Raw genomic sequence first — 17,385 nt, 5'->3', positions numbered from 1 at the left:
TCGTTTTCAGGAGCTGTTCATGACCACCATTATTCGCGGCGGCACCGTCGTCAACGCAGACCGCGCATTCAAGGCCGATGTGCTGGTATATGGCGACAAAATCGTGGCCGTTGGCGACAAGCTCGACGCGCCCGCTGGCGCCACCGTGATCGATGCCAGTGGCCAGTACGTCATGCCGGGCGGGATCGATACGCACACGCACATGCAGCTGCCATTCATGGGCACCGTGACAGCGGATGACTTTTTCACCGGGACCGCGGCGGGTCTGGCGGGCGGCACCACCACCATCATGGACTTCGTGATTCCCAACCCGCAGCAGTCGCTGCTGGAGGCGTATCACACCTGGCGCGGCTGGGCCGCCAAATCCGCGGGCGACTACACCTTCCACGTGGCCGTGACCTGGTGGGACGACAGTGTGCATGCCGATATGGGCACTCTGGTGCACAAGCATGGCGTGAACAGCTTCAAGCACTTCATGGCGTATAAAAACGCCATCATGGCGGACGATGAAACGCTGGTAAAAAGCTTCACCCGTGCACTCGAACTGGGTGCCATTCCGACCGTGCACGCCGAGAACGGCGAACTGGTGTTCCAGCTGCAGCAGGACCTGCTGCGCAAGGGGATTACCGGGCCGGCAGCGCATCCGCTTTCGCGTCCGCCCGAAGTGGAGGCAGAAGCGGCCAACCGTGCCATTGCGATTGCCAACGTGCTGGGTACGCCGGTGTACATCGTTCACGTGTCGTGCGCGGAGTCGCTCGAAGCGATCACCCGGGCTCGCGCGAAAGGGCAGCGCGTGTATGGCGAAGCGCTGGCCGGGCACCTGGTGATCGACGACAGCGTGTATCACAGCAGCGATCTGGAGTTCGCCCGTGGTCACGTGATGAGCCCACCGTTTCGAAGCAAGCACCACCAGGCGGCGCTGTGGCACGGCCTGCAGGGCGGCAATCTGCACACGACCGCCACTGACCACTGTACCTTCTGCGCAGAGCAGAAGGCCGCCGGCAAAGATGACTTCACCAAGATCCCGAACGGTTGCGGCGGGGTGGAAGACCGTATGTCGGTTGTCTGGGATGCAGGCGTCAATTCGGGAATGCTGACGCCGTCCGAATTTGTGCGCGTCACGTCGACCAATGCGGCGCAGATTTTCAATATGTATCCACGCAAAGGGCTAGTGGCTGTGGGCGCCGATGCCGATATCGTGGTGTGGGACCCGGAAGGCTCGCGCACCATCTCGGCCAAGACCCAGTTCGCCAAGGGCGGGTTCAATGTGTTCGAGGGGCGGACGGTGAGGGGAATTCCTTCATACACGCTCTCGAATGGAAAAGTGGTGTTTGAAAGAGGTGAGCTGCGTGCGGTGGAGGGCGCTGGCAAGCACGTGGACCGGCCGGCATTCACCAAAACGCACGCATAAAAATACGTCGTCCTCGCGTAGGCGGGGACCCATAGCGCGCACGCTCAGCATGGGCCCCCGCCTACGCGAGGGCGAAGTGTGGGCTGCATATTGGAGTGGAAAATGGATGAATTACGAATCAACGGCGAGCGCCTGTGGGCCGCGCTGATGGAACTGGCACAGATCGGCGCCACGCCGAAGGGCGGTGTCAAACGGCTGGCACTGACAGACCTCGACAAGCAGGGCCGCGACCTGGTTGTCGGCTGGGCCAAACAGGCCGGCATGTCGATCACGGTCGACCAGATCGGCAATGTCTTCATGCGCCGCGAAGGCCGCAACCCTGCGCTGCCGCCGGTCATGACAGGCAGCCATATCGACACCCAGCCTACCGGCGGTAAATTCGACGGCAACTATGGCGTGCTGGCGGGGCTGGAAGTGGTGCGCACGCTGAATGACTTGAACATCACGACCGAAGCGCCGATCGAAGTCGCTTTCTGGACCAATGAAGAAGGCTCGCGTTTTGTTCCGGTGATGATGGGCTCCGGCGTGTTCTGCGGGGCCTTCAGCCTGGAGACCGCGTACGCCGCCAAGGATACCGAAGGCAAGAGCGTCAAGGATGAATTGAGCCGCATCGGCTACCTGGGCGAGCAGGTGCCTGGCCAGCACCCGATTGGCGCCTACTTTGAAACGCATATCGAACAAGGCCCGGTCCTGGAAGACGCCGACAAGGTCATTGGCGTGGTGCCTGCGGTGATGGGATTGTCGTGGTATGACTGTGTGGTCACCGGGATGGAGGCGCACGCTGGTCCTACGCCGATGGGGCTGCGCAAGGACGCGCTGCAGGTCAGCACACGCATCATGCAGGAAGTGGTCGCCATCGCGAACCGCTATCCGCCGTATGGTCGTGGCACGGTCGGCATGGTGCAGGTGTTCCCCAACAGCCGCAACGTGATTCCCGGCGAGGTCAAATTCAGCATCGATCTGCGCAATGTGAATGATGAACTTCTCAATACCATGCACGAGGAGATGCTGGCCTTTATCGACAAAACACGCACTGAAACGGGTCTCGCCATTAGCATCGAGCGCGTGTCCTACTATCCGCCTTGCCCCTTCCATCCGGACTGCGTGGGCGCCGTGCGCGCGGCCACGGCCAAACTGGGTTACTCGACCATGGATGTGGTGTCCGGGGCCGGCCACGATGCGATTTACGCGGCGCGCCTGGCCCCGGCCGGGATGATTTTTGTGCCCTGCAAGGATGGCATCAGCCACAATGAGATCGAGGACGCCAAGTCCGATCACCTTGAAGCTGGTTGCAATGTGTTGCTGCACGCCATGCTGGAGCGCGCTGTCGTTGTTGCCAGCTAGATAGTTCGTCGGCGCTGTCCTACTGCGCTCAACGGACTCATCTGATACGTGTGCGCGGTCTTCCTTGTTAGCCTGTGTTTTTACATGGGAGGGAAGACCAAATGCGCGCACTCACTTACCACGGCAGCCACGATGTCAAGGTCGACAACGTGCCCGATCCGATCCTGCAGGACGCCGACGACGTGATCCTGAAGGTGACCGCCACGGCGATCTGCGGCTCCGATCTGCATATGTACCGTGGCAAAATCCCGGCGATGAAAAGCGGCGACATTCTCGGCCACGAATTCATGGGCGAGGTGGTGGATGCAGGCCCCAAGGTGACCAATCTGGCGAAGGGCGACCGCGTCGTCGTGCCTTTTGTGATCGCCTGCGGCAGCTGCTTCTTCTGTGACATGCAGCTGTTCTCCGCCTGCGAAACCACCAACCCGGATCGCGGTTCAATCATGAACAAAAAGAGTCTGCGCTCGGGTGCGGCGCTGTTCGGCTTCAGCCACTTGTATGGCGGTGTGCCGGGTGGGCAGGCCGAGTATGTGCGGGTGCCGAAAGCGAACGTCGGGCCGATCAAGATTCCGGTTGCACTGTCGGACGAGCAGGTGCTGTTCCTGAGCGATATTCTGCCGACCGGCTATCAGGCGGTGCTGAACACCGGCGTGGGCAAAGGCGGCAGCCTGGCCATTTTCGGCGCAGGGCCGGTCGGCCAGATGGCGGCGGCCAGTGCCCGGATGCTGGGCATCGAAACCATCTTCATGGTGGACCATCACCAGTTCCGCCTCGACTTTGCCAAGCGGGCTTACGACGTCATTCCGATCAATTTCGATGATGGTGACGCGGCCGAGTTCATTCTCGATAATACCCACCACCGCGGCGTCGATGGGGTGGTCGATGCGGTTGGTTTTGAAGCCAAGGGCAGCGCGCTGGAGACAGTGATGACGGACCTGAAGCTCGAAGGCAGCAGCGGTAAGGCCCTGCGCCAGTGCATCGCAGCCGTGCGGCGTGGCGGGATGATCAGCGTGCCTGGCGTGTATGCCGGCTTCATTCATGGCTTCCTGTTTGGGGACGTCTTTGAGAAGGGGATCGGCATCAAGGCAGGGCAGACCCACGTGCAGAAGTACATGCCTGAACTGCTCGAAGCAATCGGCGAAGGCAAGCTGCGGCCACAGGAGATCATCTCGCACCGGCTCAAGCTGGACCAGGCAGCCGAGGGCTACAAGATGTTCGACAAGAAGGAAGACGAATGCCGCAAGGTGATCCTGACGCCTTAGTAGCCTAGGCGACTTCGACGCGGTTGCGGCCGCGCTGCTTGGCGCGGTACAGGGCCGCGTCAGCGCGCGACAAGGCGTTGTCGGCGCAGTGATCCTCGCTTAGCATCGCGGCCACGCCAATGCTGACGGTAACGGGCAGGCAGGTGTCGCCAAAGGGCATGGGATCAGAATGCAAACGCTGGCGAACGCGCTCGGCAAATCGGGTGGCGTCTTCCAGATCGGCCCCGCACAGCAGGATGACAAATTCTTCGCCGCCGATGCGCCCCACGGAATCGACCTTGCGCAACTCCAGCTGCAAAACGCCGGCAAAGTGCTTGAGGACTTCGTCGCCCGTGGGGTGGCCGTAGTGGTCATTGATGTTTTTGAAGTAGTCCAGGTCAAACATCAACACCGCAGACAGAATATGCGGGTCGCGCTGCACCCGCGCCAGTTCCTGCTCCATGCGCGCCATGATGGCGCGCCGGTTCGGCAATCCCGTAAGGAAGTCGGTCGCGGCAGCGTCGACCAGGCGCTGTTCCAGCTCCTTGTGCGCGGTGATATCGGCGATAAAGCCGTGCCACACGGTGCTGCCATTTTCAAGGCGGCACGGGCGTGCCTGCGCTTCATGCCAGCGCAGACCTTCGCCAGGGAGCTGCACGCGAAACTCCATGTGCCAGCGTCCGAGCGTGTGCGCCGATTGGGCCAGCGAGTTGCGATAGGCTTCAATGTCGTCCGGATGGATGGCCGATTCCGCGTGCACGGCATCGATTGCAGCCAGCGCCGGGTTGGTCCCGAATATGGCGCGCATGCCGGCGCTGGCATAGGGGAAGCTGGCGTGTCCGTCGGGGCGCAGGCAGTATTGGTACACGAGGCCCGGGACTTCGTCGGTCAGGTGGGTCAACAATTCGGCGCTGCGGCGCAGCTGTTCCGACAGGGCGACCGTGTCCGAGATGTCGGTGGTGGTGCCGGTCATGCGCAGAGGCGTTCCATCCGGATCGCGCTCGACAACCTTGCCGCGGCTTAGAACCCACTTGTAGTGGCCGTCCTTGCAGCGCAGACGATGTTCGACTTCGTAGGTTGGCGTCTGCCCGTCGAAATGGGATTGGATCTTGGCGCGCACTCCGGCTAGATCGTCGGGATGCACGCGGGTGTAGCTTTCTTCGATGCGGTCGCCGATTTCATCTTCGCGGTAACCGAGTATGGCTTTCCAGGCAGCCGAGTAAACAATTCGGCCCGAACGGATATCGCGGTCCCAGACACCGGTGCCGCTGGTGGCGAGCGCCAGCAGCAGCGAGCTGATGTCGTCCGCGTTACCGCTGAAGCAGGTGCTGTCACTTGCCATGGTCAGCCTGACTAGGTGTAGTGCTACATGCGGTCAAGATACCATAATGCAACTTTCGAGTCATGGTTTGTCCTATCACGCGTCGTAAAAGGGCCTCAAATGTCGTCGTTCGGTCGAATCCCTCAGCTTCGAGCACCAGGCCGAGAGCCGCCGCACATCGCCCTCGTGAAGGCGGGGGGGGCATGCCAAGTCCCCGGCTTCGGGCGCATGGCATAGGCACCCGCCTGCGCGAGTGCGATGTGGTCGCCGTCAGTCCGGTCTCAGGCTGCGAAGTAAGTCGAGCATGACCTGGGTACTTGGCGCACGAAGGCCGAGAGCCGCCGCACATCGCCCTCGCGAAGGCGGGGGCCTATACCACGTCTCCGGCTTCGGGCGCATGGCATGGGCACCCGCCTGCGCGAGTGCGATGTGGTCGCGGTCAGTCGGGACCCTGGCTTCAGTAAGTCGAGCACGACCTGGGTATCAGGCGCAGGTAGGCCAGAGCCGCCACTACATCGCCCTCGCGAAGGCGGGGGCCTATGCCACGTCACCGGATTCGGGTGCATGGCATGGGCACCCGCCTCCGCGAGTGCGATGTAGTGGGTTGGAGTCTCGTTCGCCGTGAGTGCTGACTCAGGCCTGAGGGCGGAAGCTGCGCAGGAAGTCCAGCATGACCTGGGCCGCCAGTTCGGCATCGTCCGCAGTCATGGTCTCAAGCCGGTTATGACTGATGCCGCCGTTACCGCAGCGGACAAACAGCATGGCGACGTCGGTAATGGCAGCCATGGCCATCGCATCGTGCCCGGCGCCGGAAGGCAGGTCGTAACGCGGTAGTCCTGCGCGCTGCACGGCCGCGCCCAGCTGGTCCATCAGCCACGGCGCGCAAGGTGCGGCAGCGGCGGACACAATCTGCTCGATCGCGAAGGTGACCTGACGCCGCGCGGCGATTGCGCCAATGCCGTCCAGGATGTCCTTGACGGCAGCCAGCCGCACCGCGTCATCGGCTGCGCGAATATCAAGCGACAGCTGACAGTGGCCCGGGATGACATTGACCGAACCATTGGGCACCTGCAGCTGCCCGACGGTGCCCACCAGCGAAGGCGCCTGGCTGCAGCGCTGCTCCACCAGCAGCACGATTTCGGCCGCAGCAGCTGCGGCGTCCTTGCGCATGTTCATCGGGGTAGTGCCTGCGTGGCTGGCCAGCCCGGTCAGGTTCACCAGATAGCGCGAGCTGCCGGCGATCGCCGTGACCACGCCAGCGGCCAGACCGCGTTCGAGCAGCACCGGTCCTTGTTCGATATGGACTTCCACAAAGCCAAGCAGCCTGGCAGGGTCGCGCGCAATGGCGCTGATTGCCGCAGGATCGTGGCCGGCATCGGCCAGCGCCTGACGCATGCTGATGCCATCGGCGTCGAGCCGCTCCAGCAGCGTTGCGTCGAAGCGGCCGGTGATCGCATTACTTCCAAGGAAGGTGCTTTTGAAGCGCACCCCTTCTTCTTCCGCAAAGCCGACTACCTCCAGGTGGAAGGGAAGGCGCTCGCCACGCTCGTTGAGGTGGCGCGCGAGGGCGATCGGCAGCAGGATGCCGAGGCGGCCATCGTATTTGCCGCCGTCGCGCACGGTGTCGTAGTGCGAGCCGGTCATGAGGGTTAGTGCGTTCGCATCGGCCGCGAGATAGCGCCCCGTCACATTGCCGACCGCGTCAATGTGGACTTGCATGCCAGCTTCGCGCATCCAGTCGGCCAGCTGGCCGGCGGTGCGGCGGTGCACGCTCGTCATGTAAGAGCATGTCAGGCCGTCTTCCATTTCGCTCCAGGCACCGATGGTCTCGCTCCAGTGCATCAGCATCGGGCCAAAATCGGGCGTGACCTTGAGCAGGTCATTCAGGCGCAGTTCGGCGATGCGATGGATCTGGCGCAGGCACTCCGCCATTTCGTCGGCGCGCTGATGCTGCAGCCGGCGCGTGAAGGTATCAATGATGCTCTGGCGCGTGAGGCCCTGGCCATCGGGTCCTTTGACCGCAAGGATGAAGGGGAATCCAAATTTGGCGTTGTAGTCGGCATTGAGCTGATGCAGCGTGGCGTATTCGGCGGCGCTGCACAGGTTCAACCCCGATTTGGCCTGTTCGAGGGTCGATTCGGCAGTCAGCTGGCCAGCGATGGCCGTCTTGCCGGCTAGCTCGGGATGGGCGCGGATCAAGCCAAGCTGCTCGTCAATGCTGGCACTACTCACCACTTCCTGCAACGCGAACTTGAGCGCGGCCAGCGTGGCAAACGGCCGCTGCGCCGCGACGCGCTCGGGAATCCAGGGCGAATGCTCGTAGATGCCGTGCAAGGTGGCAATGAAATCGGCCGCAGGGCAGCTGTTCAGGTCCGTCAGTGTGGTCATGGTGTGGGTATCCTATCTTGCCAGATTGGATCATACTGCCAGGAAGTAGTGCAGGTATATCGTATTCCTGATAAGGCCTATGCGCACGATTTCCGCGCTGCTGGCTGCTTCGCGGCTGGCGAGGGGAAGGCGATTACTGCGCCCTTCCGCAAAATCGCGCGCATTCACACGATTTCCGACGCGACCTCTCGAGACCCTTGCGCATTTGCACGCATCGCCCTCGCGACCGCACGATTTGCGCACGATTTTGCGCGCAGAGAGTACGTTTTCGCGCGACGGGACGTCAAGCGGCTTTACTGCCGCATTTACAACAATGTTGAGCAGTACAATGGCAAATGCATTTCTGTGAACGAGCTCCCTCGCCCGGCATTCCGCCAGCAATGATCGAATCTCGGAAAAGCCGAGGCCTTGATTGGCGCTGGTGAGGGGATATAACTGGGCACATTGACAATGAAAATTTCAGGTAATTTTTTGTGAAAAATTCTCTGTGTGAATTGGAATCGGATGATTGGGGGACGGCGCCTGCTGACGCCTCGCCGATGATGCAACGTATTGCTTCACTCAGATATAAAGACATCAGGAGCTTTTCCATTGAGGATTTGCGCCTATGTATCGGGCAGGATATTGGCCTGGTTTTTCTTCTGCCAATGGCTTTAAACAGGCTTGAGCAACATCTGTTTTGCGAAGGGATGCATTTCAAAGGAGATTTACTGTGCAATGTTTTGAGAGCAAGTAAGGTCTTCTATATTGAAAATCCCGCCCTGAAAGCGCGGGCCAGAAGCGTTCTCATACAGGCGACGGCAGCATTACATCAGCTGGACGACATTGACGCGAAGACTTTAGCGGAAGCGATAGCGGAAGCAATTGCCGAGTTTGATGCCTGATTTTTGCGCTGGACCGCGTCGTCACGATGAAATCACCGAAACGTTTGTGCAAGAATCCATGGACGGAACAAAGCACGTGAACAAGCGTTGGGTACGCGAGGCCAGGGTCGCCTGAGATCAATCAGCCGACGCGGCGGATGGCATGGTTTTCGTCGCCCTGTAACAACCGGGATAGCGACATCCAGACGTGCAGGGCACTTGTGCCCTGATCGTTCGAATCTATGCGCTTAGCGCTGCACCAGCGCCTTCGCTGCCGCGCTGACCTGGTCGCGCAGCCATTTGTGCTCGGGCGCCTGATGCACCCGCTCGTGCCATAACTGGTAGAAGCGCATTGGCGGGAATTTCACTGGCACCGTAAAGGTTTTGAGCGGCAGCGTCTTTTCGTAAAACCGCATGAACTGGCGCCCGGTTGTGAGCACCAGATCGGTCTGCGTCAGCATGTACGGGATCAGCCCGAAGTACGCGGACTCCACTGCCACCTTGCGCTGCATGCCCTGGCGTTCAAGGAAGGAATCGATTACCCCGTGATACCCCGGCAGCATCTGCGAGGGCGCAACATGCGGCAGGCTCAGATAATCCTCGATCGTCATCGCGTCGCTGGCGGTGCGCTTGGCATACGGGCTGTCGGCGCGCATGGTGCAGATAATGGGATCTTCAAACAGCTTGGAAATGTGCAGGTGCGCTGGGGGCTCGTCCCAGTTGGCGATGACCAGATCCATGTCGCCATCAGAGAGCATGCGGATGTAGTCGACACCCGGGCCCAGGCTGTGAATGACCACGCGGCTGTTGGGCGAGCCGCGGCGCAGGGCGGCCACCACATTGGGCAGGAACTGGCTATCCAGGTAATCGGGAGCGGCAATATGAAAAATGCGTGCTTCTTCCTGTGGAACGAAGGGCGATTTTTTAACGAACAGGCTCTCCGTCTCGTCGAGAATGCGCTTGGCCGGCTTGAGCAGGCTTTCGCCATGCTGGGTCGGCACCATGCCGCGTGCGCCACGCACCAGCAGCGGGTCGCCCGTCAGCTCGCGCAGCTTGCGCAGTGAAGCCGAGATGGAGGGTTGCGGCTGATTGAGCTTGAGGGCGACGCGTGAAACGTTCTTTTCGACCAGCAGCAGGTAAAGGATGCGGATCAGGTGCAGGTCGAGGTGTTGGGGAAGGCTGGCCATTCTGTGTTGTATATTCAATCAAGTATGTTGAATATACGCGATTTTTCATGTCGAGGGCGACGAATCAAGCTATCTTGGATAAATTCGCCCCACTATTGTCGTCGCGCCCGCAACAAGGAAACCCATGGAAGTGTTTGGCCACCTGACCCCCTATCTGCTCGAATGGTGCAACCTGCTGCTGCGCTGGCTGCACGTGATCACCGGGATCGCCTGGATCGGCGCCTCGTTCTATTTTGTCTGGCTCGATAACACAATTCGCCCACCGGCGCCTGGTTCGGACCTGGCCGAAAAAGGCGTGTCGGGCGAACTGTGGGCGGTGCACGGGGGCGGCTTCTACAACCCGCAAAAATATCTGGTGGCGCCTGCCGAACTGCCCAAGGAACTGCACTGGTTCAAGTGGGAGGCATATTCGACCTGGCTGTCCGGCTTTGCACTGCTGACCATCGTCTACTACTTCAATGCGCAAGCAATGATGGTCGATAAATCGGTGGCAGACCTGAGCAGCCTGCAGGCAGTCGGCCTGGGACTGGGCAGCCTGGTGATCGGCTGGACCGTCTACGATCTGCTGTGCCGCTCCAAACTTGGCCAGCACGATCTGGCGTTTGGCGTTGTCATGTTCGGCTTTTTGGTCGGCAGCGCGTATCTGCTGACGCATTACCTGAGCGGCCGCGCCGCCTATATCCATGTGGGTGGGATGATCGGCACCATGATGGTGGCGAACGTTCTGATGCTGATCATTCCCGGCCAGCGCAAGATGGTTGCGGCCATGATGGCGGGCCAGAAGCCGGATCCGATTCACGGCCAGAAGGCCAAGCAACGCAGCGTGCATAACAATTACTTCACGTTGCCGGTGCTGTTCATCATGATCAGCAATCACTACGCCATGACCTATCGGCACGAACATGCGTGGGCGGTGCTGGCGGTGATCATGGCGGCCGGCGTGCTGATCCGCCACTTCTTCAATTTGCGGCATCGTGGCCGCGTCGAGTGGCGCTATCCGCTCGCCGGAGTTGCGCTGCTGGCCGCCGTGGCGGTGGCGATTGCACCCAAAGCACCTGCTGCAGCCGTGGCGGGAGTTGATCACGCGGCGCAGTTTGCCCAGGTGCAGACCATTATCGGCCAGCGCTGCGTGTCGTGCCACGCCGCGCATCCAACCCAGCCTGGTTTTGCCAGCGCGCCGGCCGGTGTGATGCTCGACAGCGAAGCGCTGATTCGCCAGAACGCGCCGCGTATTTATCAGCAATCGGTGCAGCTCAAAGCGATGCCGATCGCGAACCTGACCAACATGACCGACGCCGAACGCGCCCAGGTAGCCGCCTGGTTCGAAGGCGGCGCAAAATAGGACTCACGATGCAAACCAAAGAACAACTGACAGCCTGGATTGACGCGCACTTCGATGAGCAGGTCGCCTTTCTGCAGAAAGTAATCCAGGTCCCAACGGATACTCCGCCGGGCAACAACGCGCCGCATGCAGACGCCGTGGCGCACATGGTCGAAGCATTCGGCTGGCAGGCGGAAAAGCACGTGGTGCCCACACAGCAGGTGCGCGACTATGGCATGGAGAGCATCACCAACCTGATTATCCGCCGGCCCTACGGCGCTGGCGGTCCCACGGTTGCACTCAACGCCCATGGTGACGTGGTGCCGCCGGGCGAAGGCTGGACCAAGCCGCCGTATGGTGGCGTGATTGAAGACGGCTATATTTATGGCCGTGCCGCTGCCGTCTCCAAGTGCGATTTCTCGACCTACATTTTTGCCGTGCGCGCGCTAGAAGCGCTGGGGGTTCCTTTGACGGGCGCGCTGGAACTGCACTTCACCTACGACGAAGAATTTGGCGGCTTGCTGGGCCCAGGCTGGCTGCTGGAACAAAAGCTCACCAAGCCCGATTTTGTGATTGCGGCGGGGTTCAGCTACAACATCGTCACCGCGCATAACGCCTGTCTGCAGCTGGAAATTACCGTGCACGGGAAGTCCGGCCATGGCGCCATGCCGGAAACCGGCCATGATGCCCTGCAGGCGGCGAACAAGATTCTGAATGCGATTTACGGCCAGCTGCCGGAACTGAAAAAGATCAAATCCAAGGTGGCGGGGATCGATTCGCCGACCATGCTGGTGGGCCGCATCGATGGCGGCACCAATACCAATGTGGTGCCGGGCAAAGTAGTCATGAAAATGGACCGCCGCATGATTCCGGATGAAGATCCGGTGGCGGTGGAAGCGCAGGTGCGCAAGCTGATCGAAGATGCCGTCAAGGGCGAACCCGGAATTCGACTGGAAATCAAACGGCTGCTGCTGTCGCACGCGCTGCGACCCTTGCCTGGATCGGAAAAGCTGGTGGAGAGCCTGCAGAAAAATGGTCGGGACGTGATTGGTGAAGAGATCATCGCGCAAGGCACGCCGCTGTATGCCGACGCGCGCCTGTACGGCGAAGCGGGCATTCCTGCGGTGCTGTATGGCGCCGGTCCCCGCACCGTCCCCGAGTCGAATGCGAAGAAGGCCGATGAGAAGCTGGCATTGGAAGATTTACGCCGTGCGACCAAGGTCGTGGCCCTGACCTTGTTTGACTTCTTGCACGCCTGAACAGGGCCGGCGTGGGGACTCAGTCCCGGCACTGCAACTGGGCGCGGATGTGGGGCAGATTCTGCGGCGTCACCTTCGACAGCGTTTCGGCATCGCCATAATTTTCCTCTTCGCGAACGAGCAGAAATGCGCCGTCGGCCTGTTCCACCCAAACGGTATAGCCGCAATGTATCCGCAGGTTGGCGGAATGGCCGTCAAAATCGACGGCTGCGTAAGTCCCAGGCGCGGTGTTGGGCGGATTTCGATACCAGGTAATTTTTTTGATGGTGCGCGCCTGCGGGGCGCCCGCCTTGGCGTTGAACTGCGTGCTGTTGGCCAGGAATTGATCAAACGCGATGACCTTCTTCTGTGCTGGCGCCAGCAATGCGTATGCTTCCTCGTAGCGCTTGCCGTCCTTGGCGGCGAAATAGCGGTGGGACAGAGCCGTCACGCGTTCAAGCTGCGCTGCGCTGGCTGTCCACGCGTCCGGTTCCGCGCCCGTACTGGACTGCATGCTCTGCGCGATCCCCTCATTTAATTTGGTGAATTCGGCGATCAACTTGTCGCATGCGTTTTTCTTTGCGCCGCATTTGGCTTGCATGCCAAGGTAGACCGCGCCATTTTTCTGCTCGATTGCGCGCCGGATCACGGAGGGATGTGCCGGATGACCGGGCGGGGTGAACGTCCAGATGGTCTGCGTTGCCTCCTCACGTACCACGGTCCAGCCCTGGGCCGTCTCGATCTTGACGTCACTGCGCGCTTTCAGCGCGGCCAGTGCAGCGGCGACCGTTGGATAGCCAATATCGTCTGCGTCTTTGGCCATTGCGGCACATTGCAGGGACATGAGAAGAACCGTCATCAGGGGCAGGCGCATATGGATCCAATCGGGTAAAAGGCGGTGTTAGTTGGAATCGGCGCGCGACGCGGCCGGCGTGACACCTTCGAACGCAGCTGGTGGAAAGCGATGCACCGCGCCATCCACGGCATCATTCAGAATCGCGGAAAGGGCGGCACTGGTCTGCTTGTGCAGTGCCGCCGGAGGACCGCCGGCCATATCTGTCTTCCAGTTCGTATACACGGGCTTCGTCAGCTTGCGTATGTTGGCGCCGACCGCGTAGCGGGTGTCGCTACGATCCTTGCGCTGCACGATGACCACCACGCTGCAAAATTCGCCACTGAGATTCGTCAGGCCAAGAAGACCGATCTTGGTCATCAGCGCAATGCCATCGAACTGCTCTTGCGGCACCCTCGCCTTTGCCACGCTGACGACGATATCTGCCTGGTCTGCCGAATCGACCATGGTTGGCTGGTAGCCACGCGAGTTTAATGCGGTTTTTACACTCATCGCTAACGTTTCCGCGATGGCGGTACCGTCGATCGGGACGTCCAGGCGCTCGCGGTTGAACGATGCAAATCCTTGATCGAAATAGGGGATCGCTTCGCCGAGGTCGTTCTGAACGAAGACTTTCAGCGCCGGTTGCGCCAGCCGCATGGCAAGCGCTTGCTTGCACTCGATGGCGGCGGTAAGCGCCGTTGACCTCTTCAGCTCATGGTAGCGCGTCTCACCCAGCAGGTTGCTCTGATCTTGCGCCAGGACGTGGTAGGGCGAAGTCAACTCCTTGTATTCGCTTTCCTGCACCGTCCCGATCACGCGCGCCTGCGGACATATTTCATTCGCGTACTGATCCAAGGCAACGCGCACCTTGTCCGGACTCTGGCCGGCCTGGCCGCGCGCAATGAGTCTGGCCTGGTCGTCTCCGATCGCAAAGGCATTAAAACGCACGTGATCAATGTCGCGTTCGGGTGCTTCGCGGGCAACCGCGCTGCACGAGATGACAAGGGCGCACACCAACCAGACAAAATTCTTCACGTTAAGTCCTCCTGGAAATTTATTGGATATTAACATCACAGCAATTGCAGTCAGACGCCTGGCACCGGAGACGTCCAGACGCGAAAATGCCCCACAACCAGGGTCAGACCACTTTTGGCGTACGCCAAAAGTGGTCTGACCCTGGTTGTGGGGCAATGTCGTTGATGCCTTACTTCAGCGTGCGTTCGAACAGCTGGTAAATGCGGCGGTACTGGTCATACCAGCTCTCCGGCTGCACGAAGGCGTGCCGTTCAAGCGGGTAGCTGGCCAGTTCCCAGTGATCCTTCTTCAGTTCGATCAGGCGCTGCGCCATGCGTACCGAGTCCTGGTAGAACACGTTGTCGTCCACCATGCCGTGCGAGATCAGGAGGTTGCCTTTCAATTTGTCGGCGTATTCGATCGGCGACGATTTGCGGTAGGCTTCCGGGTCCAGATCCGGGGTGTTGAGGATGTTGGCGGTGTATTCGTGGTTGTAGGTAGTCCAGTCGGTCACGGGACGCAGCGCTGCGCCGGACTTGAACAGCTCCGGTTCGCGCATCAGCGCCATGAAGGTCATGAAGCCGCCATAGCTGCCACCATACACGCCAACGTTTTTCAGGTCGCCCTGGTGGTTGGCCGCCATCCAGTTGACGCCGTCCACGTAGTCTTCCAGTTCCGGATAACCCATCTGGCGATAGATGGCCGTGCGCCAGTCGCGCCCATAGCCTTTCGAGGCGCGGTAGTCCATGTCCAGCACGATGTAACCTTTTTCAACCAGCAGATTGTGGAACATCTGCTCGCGGAAGTAGACGGGATAGCGCTTGCTCACGTTCTGCAGGTAGCCGGCACCATGGACGAACATCACGATCGGGTACTGTTTGCCGGCTTCTAGCGTGGCCGGGCGATACAGTTTGCCGTAGATGGGGCCCGCGCCGTGGGTCGAGGGTACCGCCACAATTTGCGGTTCGATCCAGCTGCGCGCCTTGAACTCGGCGCTGCGCGTGTCGGTCAGCTTGACTGCGGCGCCGCCGGATACCGGCACCGTGGCCAGTTGCGCCGGCATGTAGCTGGACGAGTAGTGCACCAGCAGCTTGCGCTGGTCGGGCGAGAGTGCGTACTGTTCCACGCCTTCGAGCGCGGTCACTTCGCGCAGTTTGCCGTCCCTCGTGTTGACGGTGCATACCTCGTAGGTGCCAGGCGCTTTTGGATTGCACAGCATGTAGGCGTTGGCACCGTCTGCGCTCCAGTCGATGCGGGTTGCTTCCCACTTGCCTTGCGTGAGCGCCCGCGCTTTGCCGTCCGCACCCAGCGTGTACAGGTGCGAGTAGCCGCTTTCTTCCGACAGGTACCAGAGCGTGCTGTTGTCATTGAGCCAGCCGAACTCGTTGCTGCCCGAATTGACCCAGGCGGGGTCGGTCAGGCGGTGCACCGGCTTGAATTTGGCGTCCTTTAAATCGACCGTGGCAATCCAGCGGTCCTTGTTGTCGACCGCGCGCAGCAGCACGGCCACCTGGGTGCCGTTGCCGTTCCATTGGATGGTTTCGCCGTCGTCGTCCACGCGCACCACGCGGTTGCCCTTCAGGGCTGGCAGTTTGCGCTCGGCGCGCATGGCGGCCAGCGGGTCGTTTGCTACGCCAGGCAAAACGTCAAAGGACAGGTCGCGCACTTGACGCGTGCTCAGGTCCACCAGCTTGACGGTGTGCTCGGGCGGCATGTTGCGGCCCACGCGCGGACGCTGGTCGTCGAATTCTTCGTAACCGGACTCCGTCACGTAGCGTGGCAGCTTGCCGATGCGGCCCTTGTCGGCCGATTTGGGTGCGGTGACCACGATCAGATAGTGACCGTCCGGCGACAGTGCGCTGCCTTCGATGACGACTTTGTCACCGAGGTAAATGGGCGCCGGGGCGCGGGTAGGGTCGGCGCGGCGTTCTTCTTCGGCGCGGGCGCGGCCGGCGTCGCGGTCGTCTTTCTGGCGCTTGAGCGTGGAGATCAGGCGCAGCTGCAAATCGCGCAGCGCGTCCTCGTCGGGAGCGGCGGCGGGATCTTTGGTGGCACGCGCGGCTGCAACGGGCGACACCAGATGATCGGCCCGATTCCAGCTGAGCCACTCGTGGCCGACGCGGAATTGGATGGCGCGGCCGTCGGCCGAATACTGCGGTGCTGCCAGGCCGGTGCTGCCACGCGTGACCTGGGTCAGCGCACCGGTTTTGAGATCGCGTTCAAACAGGTCGCCATTACGCAGCAGGATGGCGCGGTTGCGTTCGCGGTTGTAGACCACGCGCTCGCTGTCCAGGTTTGCCAGTTCGGTGTCGCTGATTTTGCGGGCCGCGCCGGGCAGCGCCTGGAAGGTATCGCGCAACTGCGAGCCGGTGCGTTTTTGTTTGTAGAAGACTTGCTTGCTGTCCCAGCTCCACCATGCGTTTTCAACGGGGGTACCGATCCAGTCGGGATGGGCCATTGCCTGATCGAGGCTGATGGGTGTGGCAGCGGAAGCGGCGCCGGAGATGGTCCAGATAGCCGCAAGAAGGGGAAGTGCAGATAAACGCATCGTGGTCGAAGTGGTGAGTGAATCGGAGCCGAAGCCAGAAAATGCAAAAGCATTCTAGCGCAGCACCCCACCGGCCGATGTGTCGTGGAAGTAAAAAATGGAGCGGGAAAAACAGCCCTTATACATACAAACGCCGGCTCTGCGGCCGGCGTGATGTTCGGTCAGACCTGGGTTTCGTCGGTCTGCTGGGCGTTGCCAGTGCGGACCAGTATCGCGATACGCACCAGCATCCAGCCGGCGGCAAGTGCGCCGGGGAGATATTCAACGTATTCCATCTCAGCCCCGCGACGCGAGCTGGCGCAGTTCGGCGGCCAGGCTCGGCTGCATGTCCTGGTATTCGTTGGCCATGCGGATCAATTTCATGTGGTTGCGCGCACGGGCACGGCCCGAAGGCGTCGGCTTCATGACTTCCTGTGCAACGAATTGACGTTCCTGTGCAGCGAACAGGGCAGCGGCAAAAGCGCGCGCCGCGTTGCTGACGTCAGCCAGATAGCTGCGCAGCGTGGTGGTGGAATGGAGGGTGGCGGTGGTCATGATCGTTTCCTGGAAGTGCATTTAGTTGATACTGAGAAGTATAGACAAGTGCCCGCTATAAAGAAAATTTTCATTTGTGATGCCCTCCATTCATATCCTGAATAAGGCATTCGCCCCATCAATACAAGACATTCATATAA

At 60.8% G+C, this 17,385-nt stretch carries 13 protein-coding genes; 6 read left to right on the top strand and 7 right to left on the bottom strand.

The features are described from left to right. The first annotated feature begins 19 nt into the window (after window positions 1-19). The 3 genes from hydA to BUC24_RS17435 all read left to right on the top strand — a co-directional run bounded on the left by hydA (window position 20) and on the right by BUC24_RS17435 (window position 4,017). Window positions 20-1,411 carry a dihydropyrimidinase gene (hydA, locus tag BUC24_RS17445; RefSeq protein WP_073218981.1) on the top strand — a complete coding sequence of 464 codons (1,392 nt, stop codon included), beginning with the start codon at window positions 20-22 and terminating at the stop codon, window positions 1,409-1,411. 102 nt (window positions 1,412-1,513) lie between these two features. Beyond that, the gene (locus tag BUC24_RS17440) at window positions 1,514-2,755 is read left to right on the top strand and encodes a Zn-dependent hydrolase (protein ID WP_073218978.1); all 1,242 of its coding nucleotides are present in this window, start codon (window positions 1,514-1,516) and stop codon (window positions 2,753-2,755) included. Between the two features lie 101 nt (window positions 2,756-2,856). Further along, on the top strand, window positions 2,857-4,017 hold the full coding sequence (locus BUC24_RS17435) for a zinc-dependent alcohol dehydrogenase (RefSeq protein ID WP_073218976.1): 1,161 nt from the start codon (window positions 2,857-2,859) through the stop codon (window positions 4,015-4,017). Window positions 4,018-4,021: 4 nt separating this feature from the next. On the opposite strand, the gene BUC24_RS17430 is transcribed toward BUC24_RS17435, so the two are convergent. Both BUC24_RS17430 and BUC24_RS17425 read right to left on the bottom strand, forming a co-directional pair. Further along, window positions 4,022-5,338 (bottom strand): sensor domain-containing diguanylate cyclase, encoded by a 1,317-nt coding sequence (locus BUC24_RS17430; protein WP_073218972.1) that lies wholly within the window; start codon window positions 5,336-5,338, stop codon window positions 4,022-4,024. Between the two features lie 612 nt (window positions 5,339-5,950). Beyond that, window positions 5,951-7,705, bottom strand: a complete 1,755-nt coding sequence (locus BUC24_RS17425; protein WP_073218969.1) for an allantoate amidohydrolase — start codon at window positions 7,703-7,705, stop codon at window positions 5,951-5,953. A 473-nt stretch (window positions 7,706-8,178) separates the two neighbouring features. Between BUC24_RS17425 and BUC24_RS17415 the strand changes: the two genes are divergently transcribed. Next, the gene (locus BUC24_RS17415; protein ID WP_073218963.1) at window positions 8,179-8,589 is read left to right on the top strand and encodes a contact-dependent growth inhibition system immunity protein; all 411 of its coding nucleotides are present in this window, start codon (window positions 8,179-8,181) and stop codon (window positions 8,587-8,589) included. 227 nt (window positions 8,590-8,816) lie between these two features. Here BUC24_RS17415 and BUC24_RS17410 read toward each other — a convergent pair whose 3' ends face one another. Beyond that, the gene (locus BUC24_RS17410) at window positions 8,817-9,755 is read right to left on the bottom strand and encodes a LysR substrate-binding domain-containing protein (RefSeq protein WP_073218960.1); all 939 of its coding nucleotides are present in this window, start codon (window positions 9,753-9,755) and stop codon (window positions 8,817-8,819) included. Between the two features lie 124 nt (window positions 9,756-9,879). Between BUC24_RS17410 and BUC24_RS17405 the strand changes: the two genes are divergently transcribed. Both BUC24_RS17405 and BUC24_RS17400 read left to right on the top strand, forming a co-directional pair. Continuing rightward, complete coding sequence (locus BUC24_RS17405; RefSeq protein ID WP_073218957.1) at window positions 9,880-11,097, top strand: urate hydroxylase PuuD; 1,218 nt, start codon at window positions 9,880-9,882, stop codon at window positions 11,095-11,097. Window positions 11,098-11,105: 8 nt separating this feature from the next. Then, window positions 11,106-12,335 carry a M20/M25/M40 family metallo-hydrolase gene (locus BUC24_RS17400; RefSeq protein WP_073218954.1) on the top strand — a complete coding sequence of 410 codons (1,230 nt, stop codon included), beginning with the start codon at window positions 11,106-11,108 and terminating at the stop codon, window positions 12,333-12,335. A gap of 19 nt (window positions 12,336-12,354) precedes the next feature. Here BUC24_RS17400 and BUC24_RS17395 read toward each other — a convergent pair whose 3' ends face one another. The 4 genes from BUC24_RS17395 to BUC24_RS17380 form a co-directional block, all read right to left on the bottom strand. Beyond that, window positions 12,355-13,137: a DUF4019 domain-containing protein gene (locus BUC24_RS17395; RefSeq protein ID WP_073218950.1), complete on the bottom strand. Its 783-nt coding sequence runs from the start codon at window positions 13,135-13,137 to the stop codon at window positions 12,355-12,357. Window positions 13,138-13,215: 78 nt separating this feature from the next. Further along, a complete protein-coding gene (locus BUC24_RS17390) occupies window positions 13,216-14,184 on the bottom strand; it encodes a hypothetical protein (protein ID WP_073218947.1) in 969 nt (322 codons plus the stop codon). A 169-nt stretch (window positions 14,185-14,353) separates the two neighbouring features. Beyond that, window positions 14,354-16,711, bottom strand: coding sequence for a prolyl oligopeptidase family serine peptidase (locus BUC24_RS17385; RefSeq protein WP_073218944.1), 2,358 nt, complete (start codon window positions 16,709-16,711; stop codon window positions 14,354-14,356). Between the two features lie 276 nt (window positions 16,712-16,987). Further along, entirely contained in the window at window positions 16,988-17,245 is a 258-nt protein-coding gene (locus BUC24_RS17380) for a hypothetical protein (protein ID WP_073218941.1), read from the bottom strand. Window positions 17,246-17,385 lie beyond the last annotated feature (140 nt).

Source organism: Massilia sp. CF038, from assembly GCF_900129765.1.
Taxonomy (GTDB): Bacteria; Pseudomonadota; Gammaproteobacteria; order Burkholderiales; family Burkholderiaceae_D; genus Telluria_A.
This window is presented reverse-complemented; position numbering and strand designations above follow the sequence as displayed.

What these genes read in the sequence shown, in the direction of transcription:
- BUC24_RS17430 (WP_073218972.1), bottom strand. Translation starts at nt 5,338, where the DNA reads ATGGCAAGTGACAGCACCTGCTTCAGCGGTAACGCGGACGACATCAGC.
- BUC24_RS17425 (WP_073218969.1), bottom strand. Translation starts at nt 7,705, where the DNA reads ATGACCACACTGACGGACCTGAACAGCTGCCCTGCGGCCGATTTCATT.
- hydA (WP_073218981.1), top strand. Translation starts at nt 20, where the DNA reads ATGACCACCATTATTCGCGGCGGCACCGTCGTCAACGCAGACCGCGCA.
- BUC24_RS17400 (WP_073218954.1), top strand. Translation starts at nt 11,106, where the DNA reads ATGCAAACCAAAGAACAACTGACAGCCTGGATTGACGCGCACTTCGAT.
- BUC24_RS17385 (WP_073218944.1), bottom strand. Translation starts at nt 16,711, where the DNA reads ATGCGTTTATCTGCACTTCCCCTTCTTGCGGCTATCTGGACCATCTCC.
- BUC24_RS17405 (WP_073218957.1), top strand. Translation starts at nt 9,880, where the DNA reads ATGGAAGTGTTTGGCCACCTGACCCCCTATCTGCTCGAATGGTGCAAC.
- BUC24_RS17440 (WP_073218978.1), top strand. Translation starts at nt 1,514, where the DNA reads ATGGATGAATTACGAATCAACGGCGAGCGCCTGTGGGCCGCGCTGATG.
- BUC24_RS17395 (WP_073218950.1), bottom strand. Translation starts at nt 13,137, where the DNA reads ATGGCCAAAGACGCAGACGATATTGGCTATCCAACGGTCGCCGCTGCA.
- BUC24_RS17380 (WP_073218941.1), bottom strand. Translation starts at nt 17,245, where the DNA reads ATGACCACCGCCACCCTCCATTCCACCACCACGCTGCGCAGCTATCTG.
- BUC24_RS17410 (WP_073218960.1), bottom strand. Translation starts at nt 9,755, where the DNA reads ATGGCCAGCCTTCCCCAACACCTCGACCTGCACCTGATCCGCATCCTT.
- BUC24_RS17435 (WP_073218976.1), top strand. Translation starts at nt 2,857, where the DNA reads ATGCGCGCACTCACTTACCACGGCAGCCACGATGTCAAGGTCGACAAC.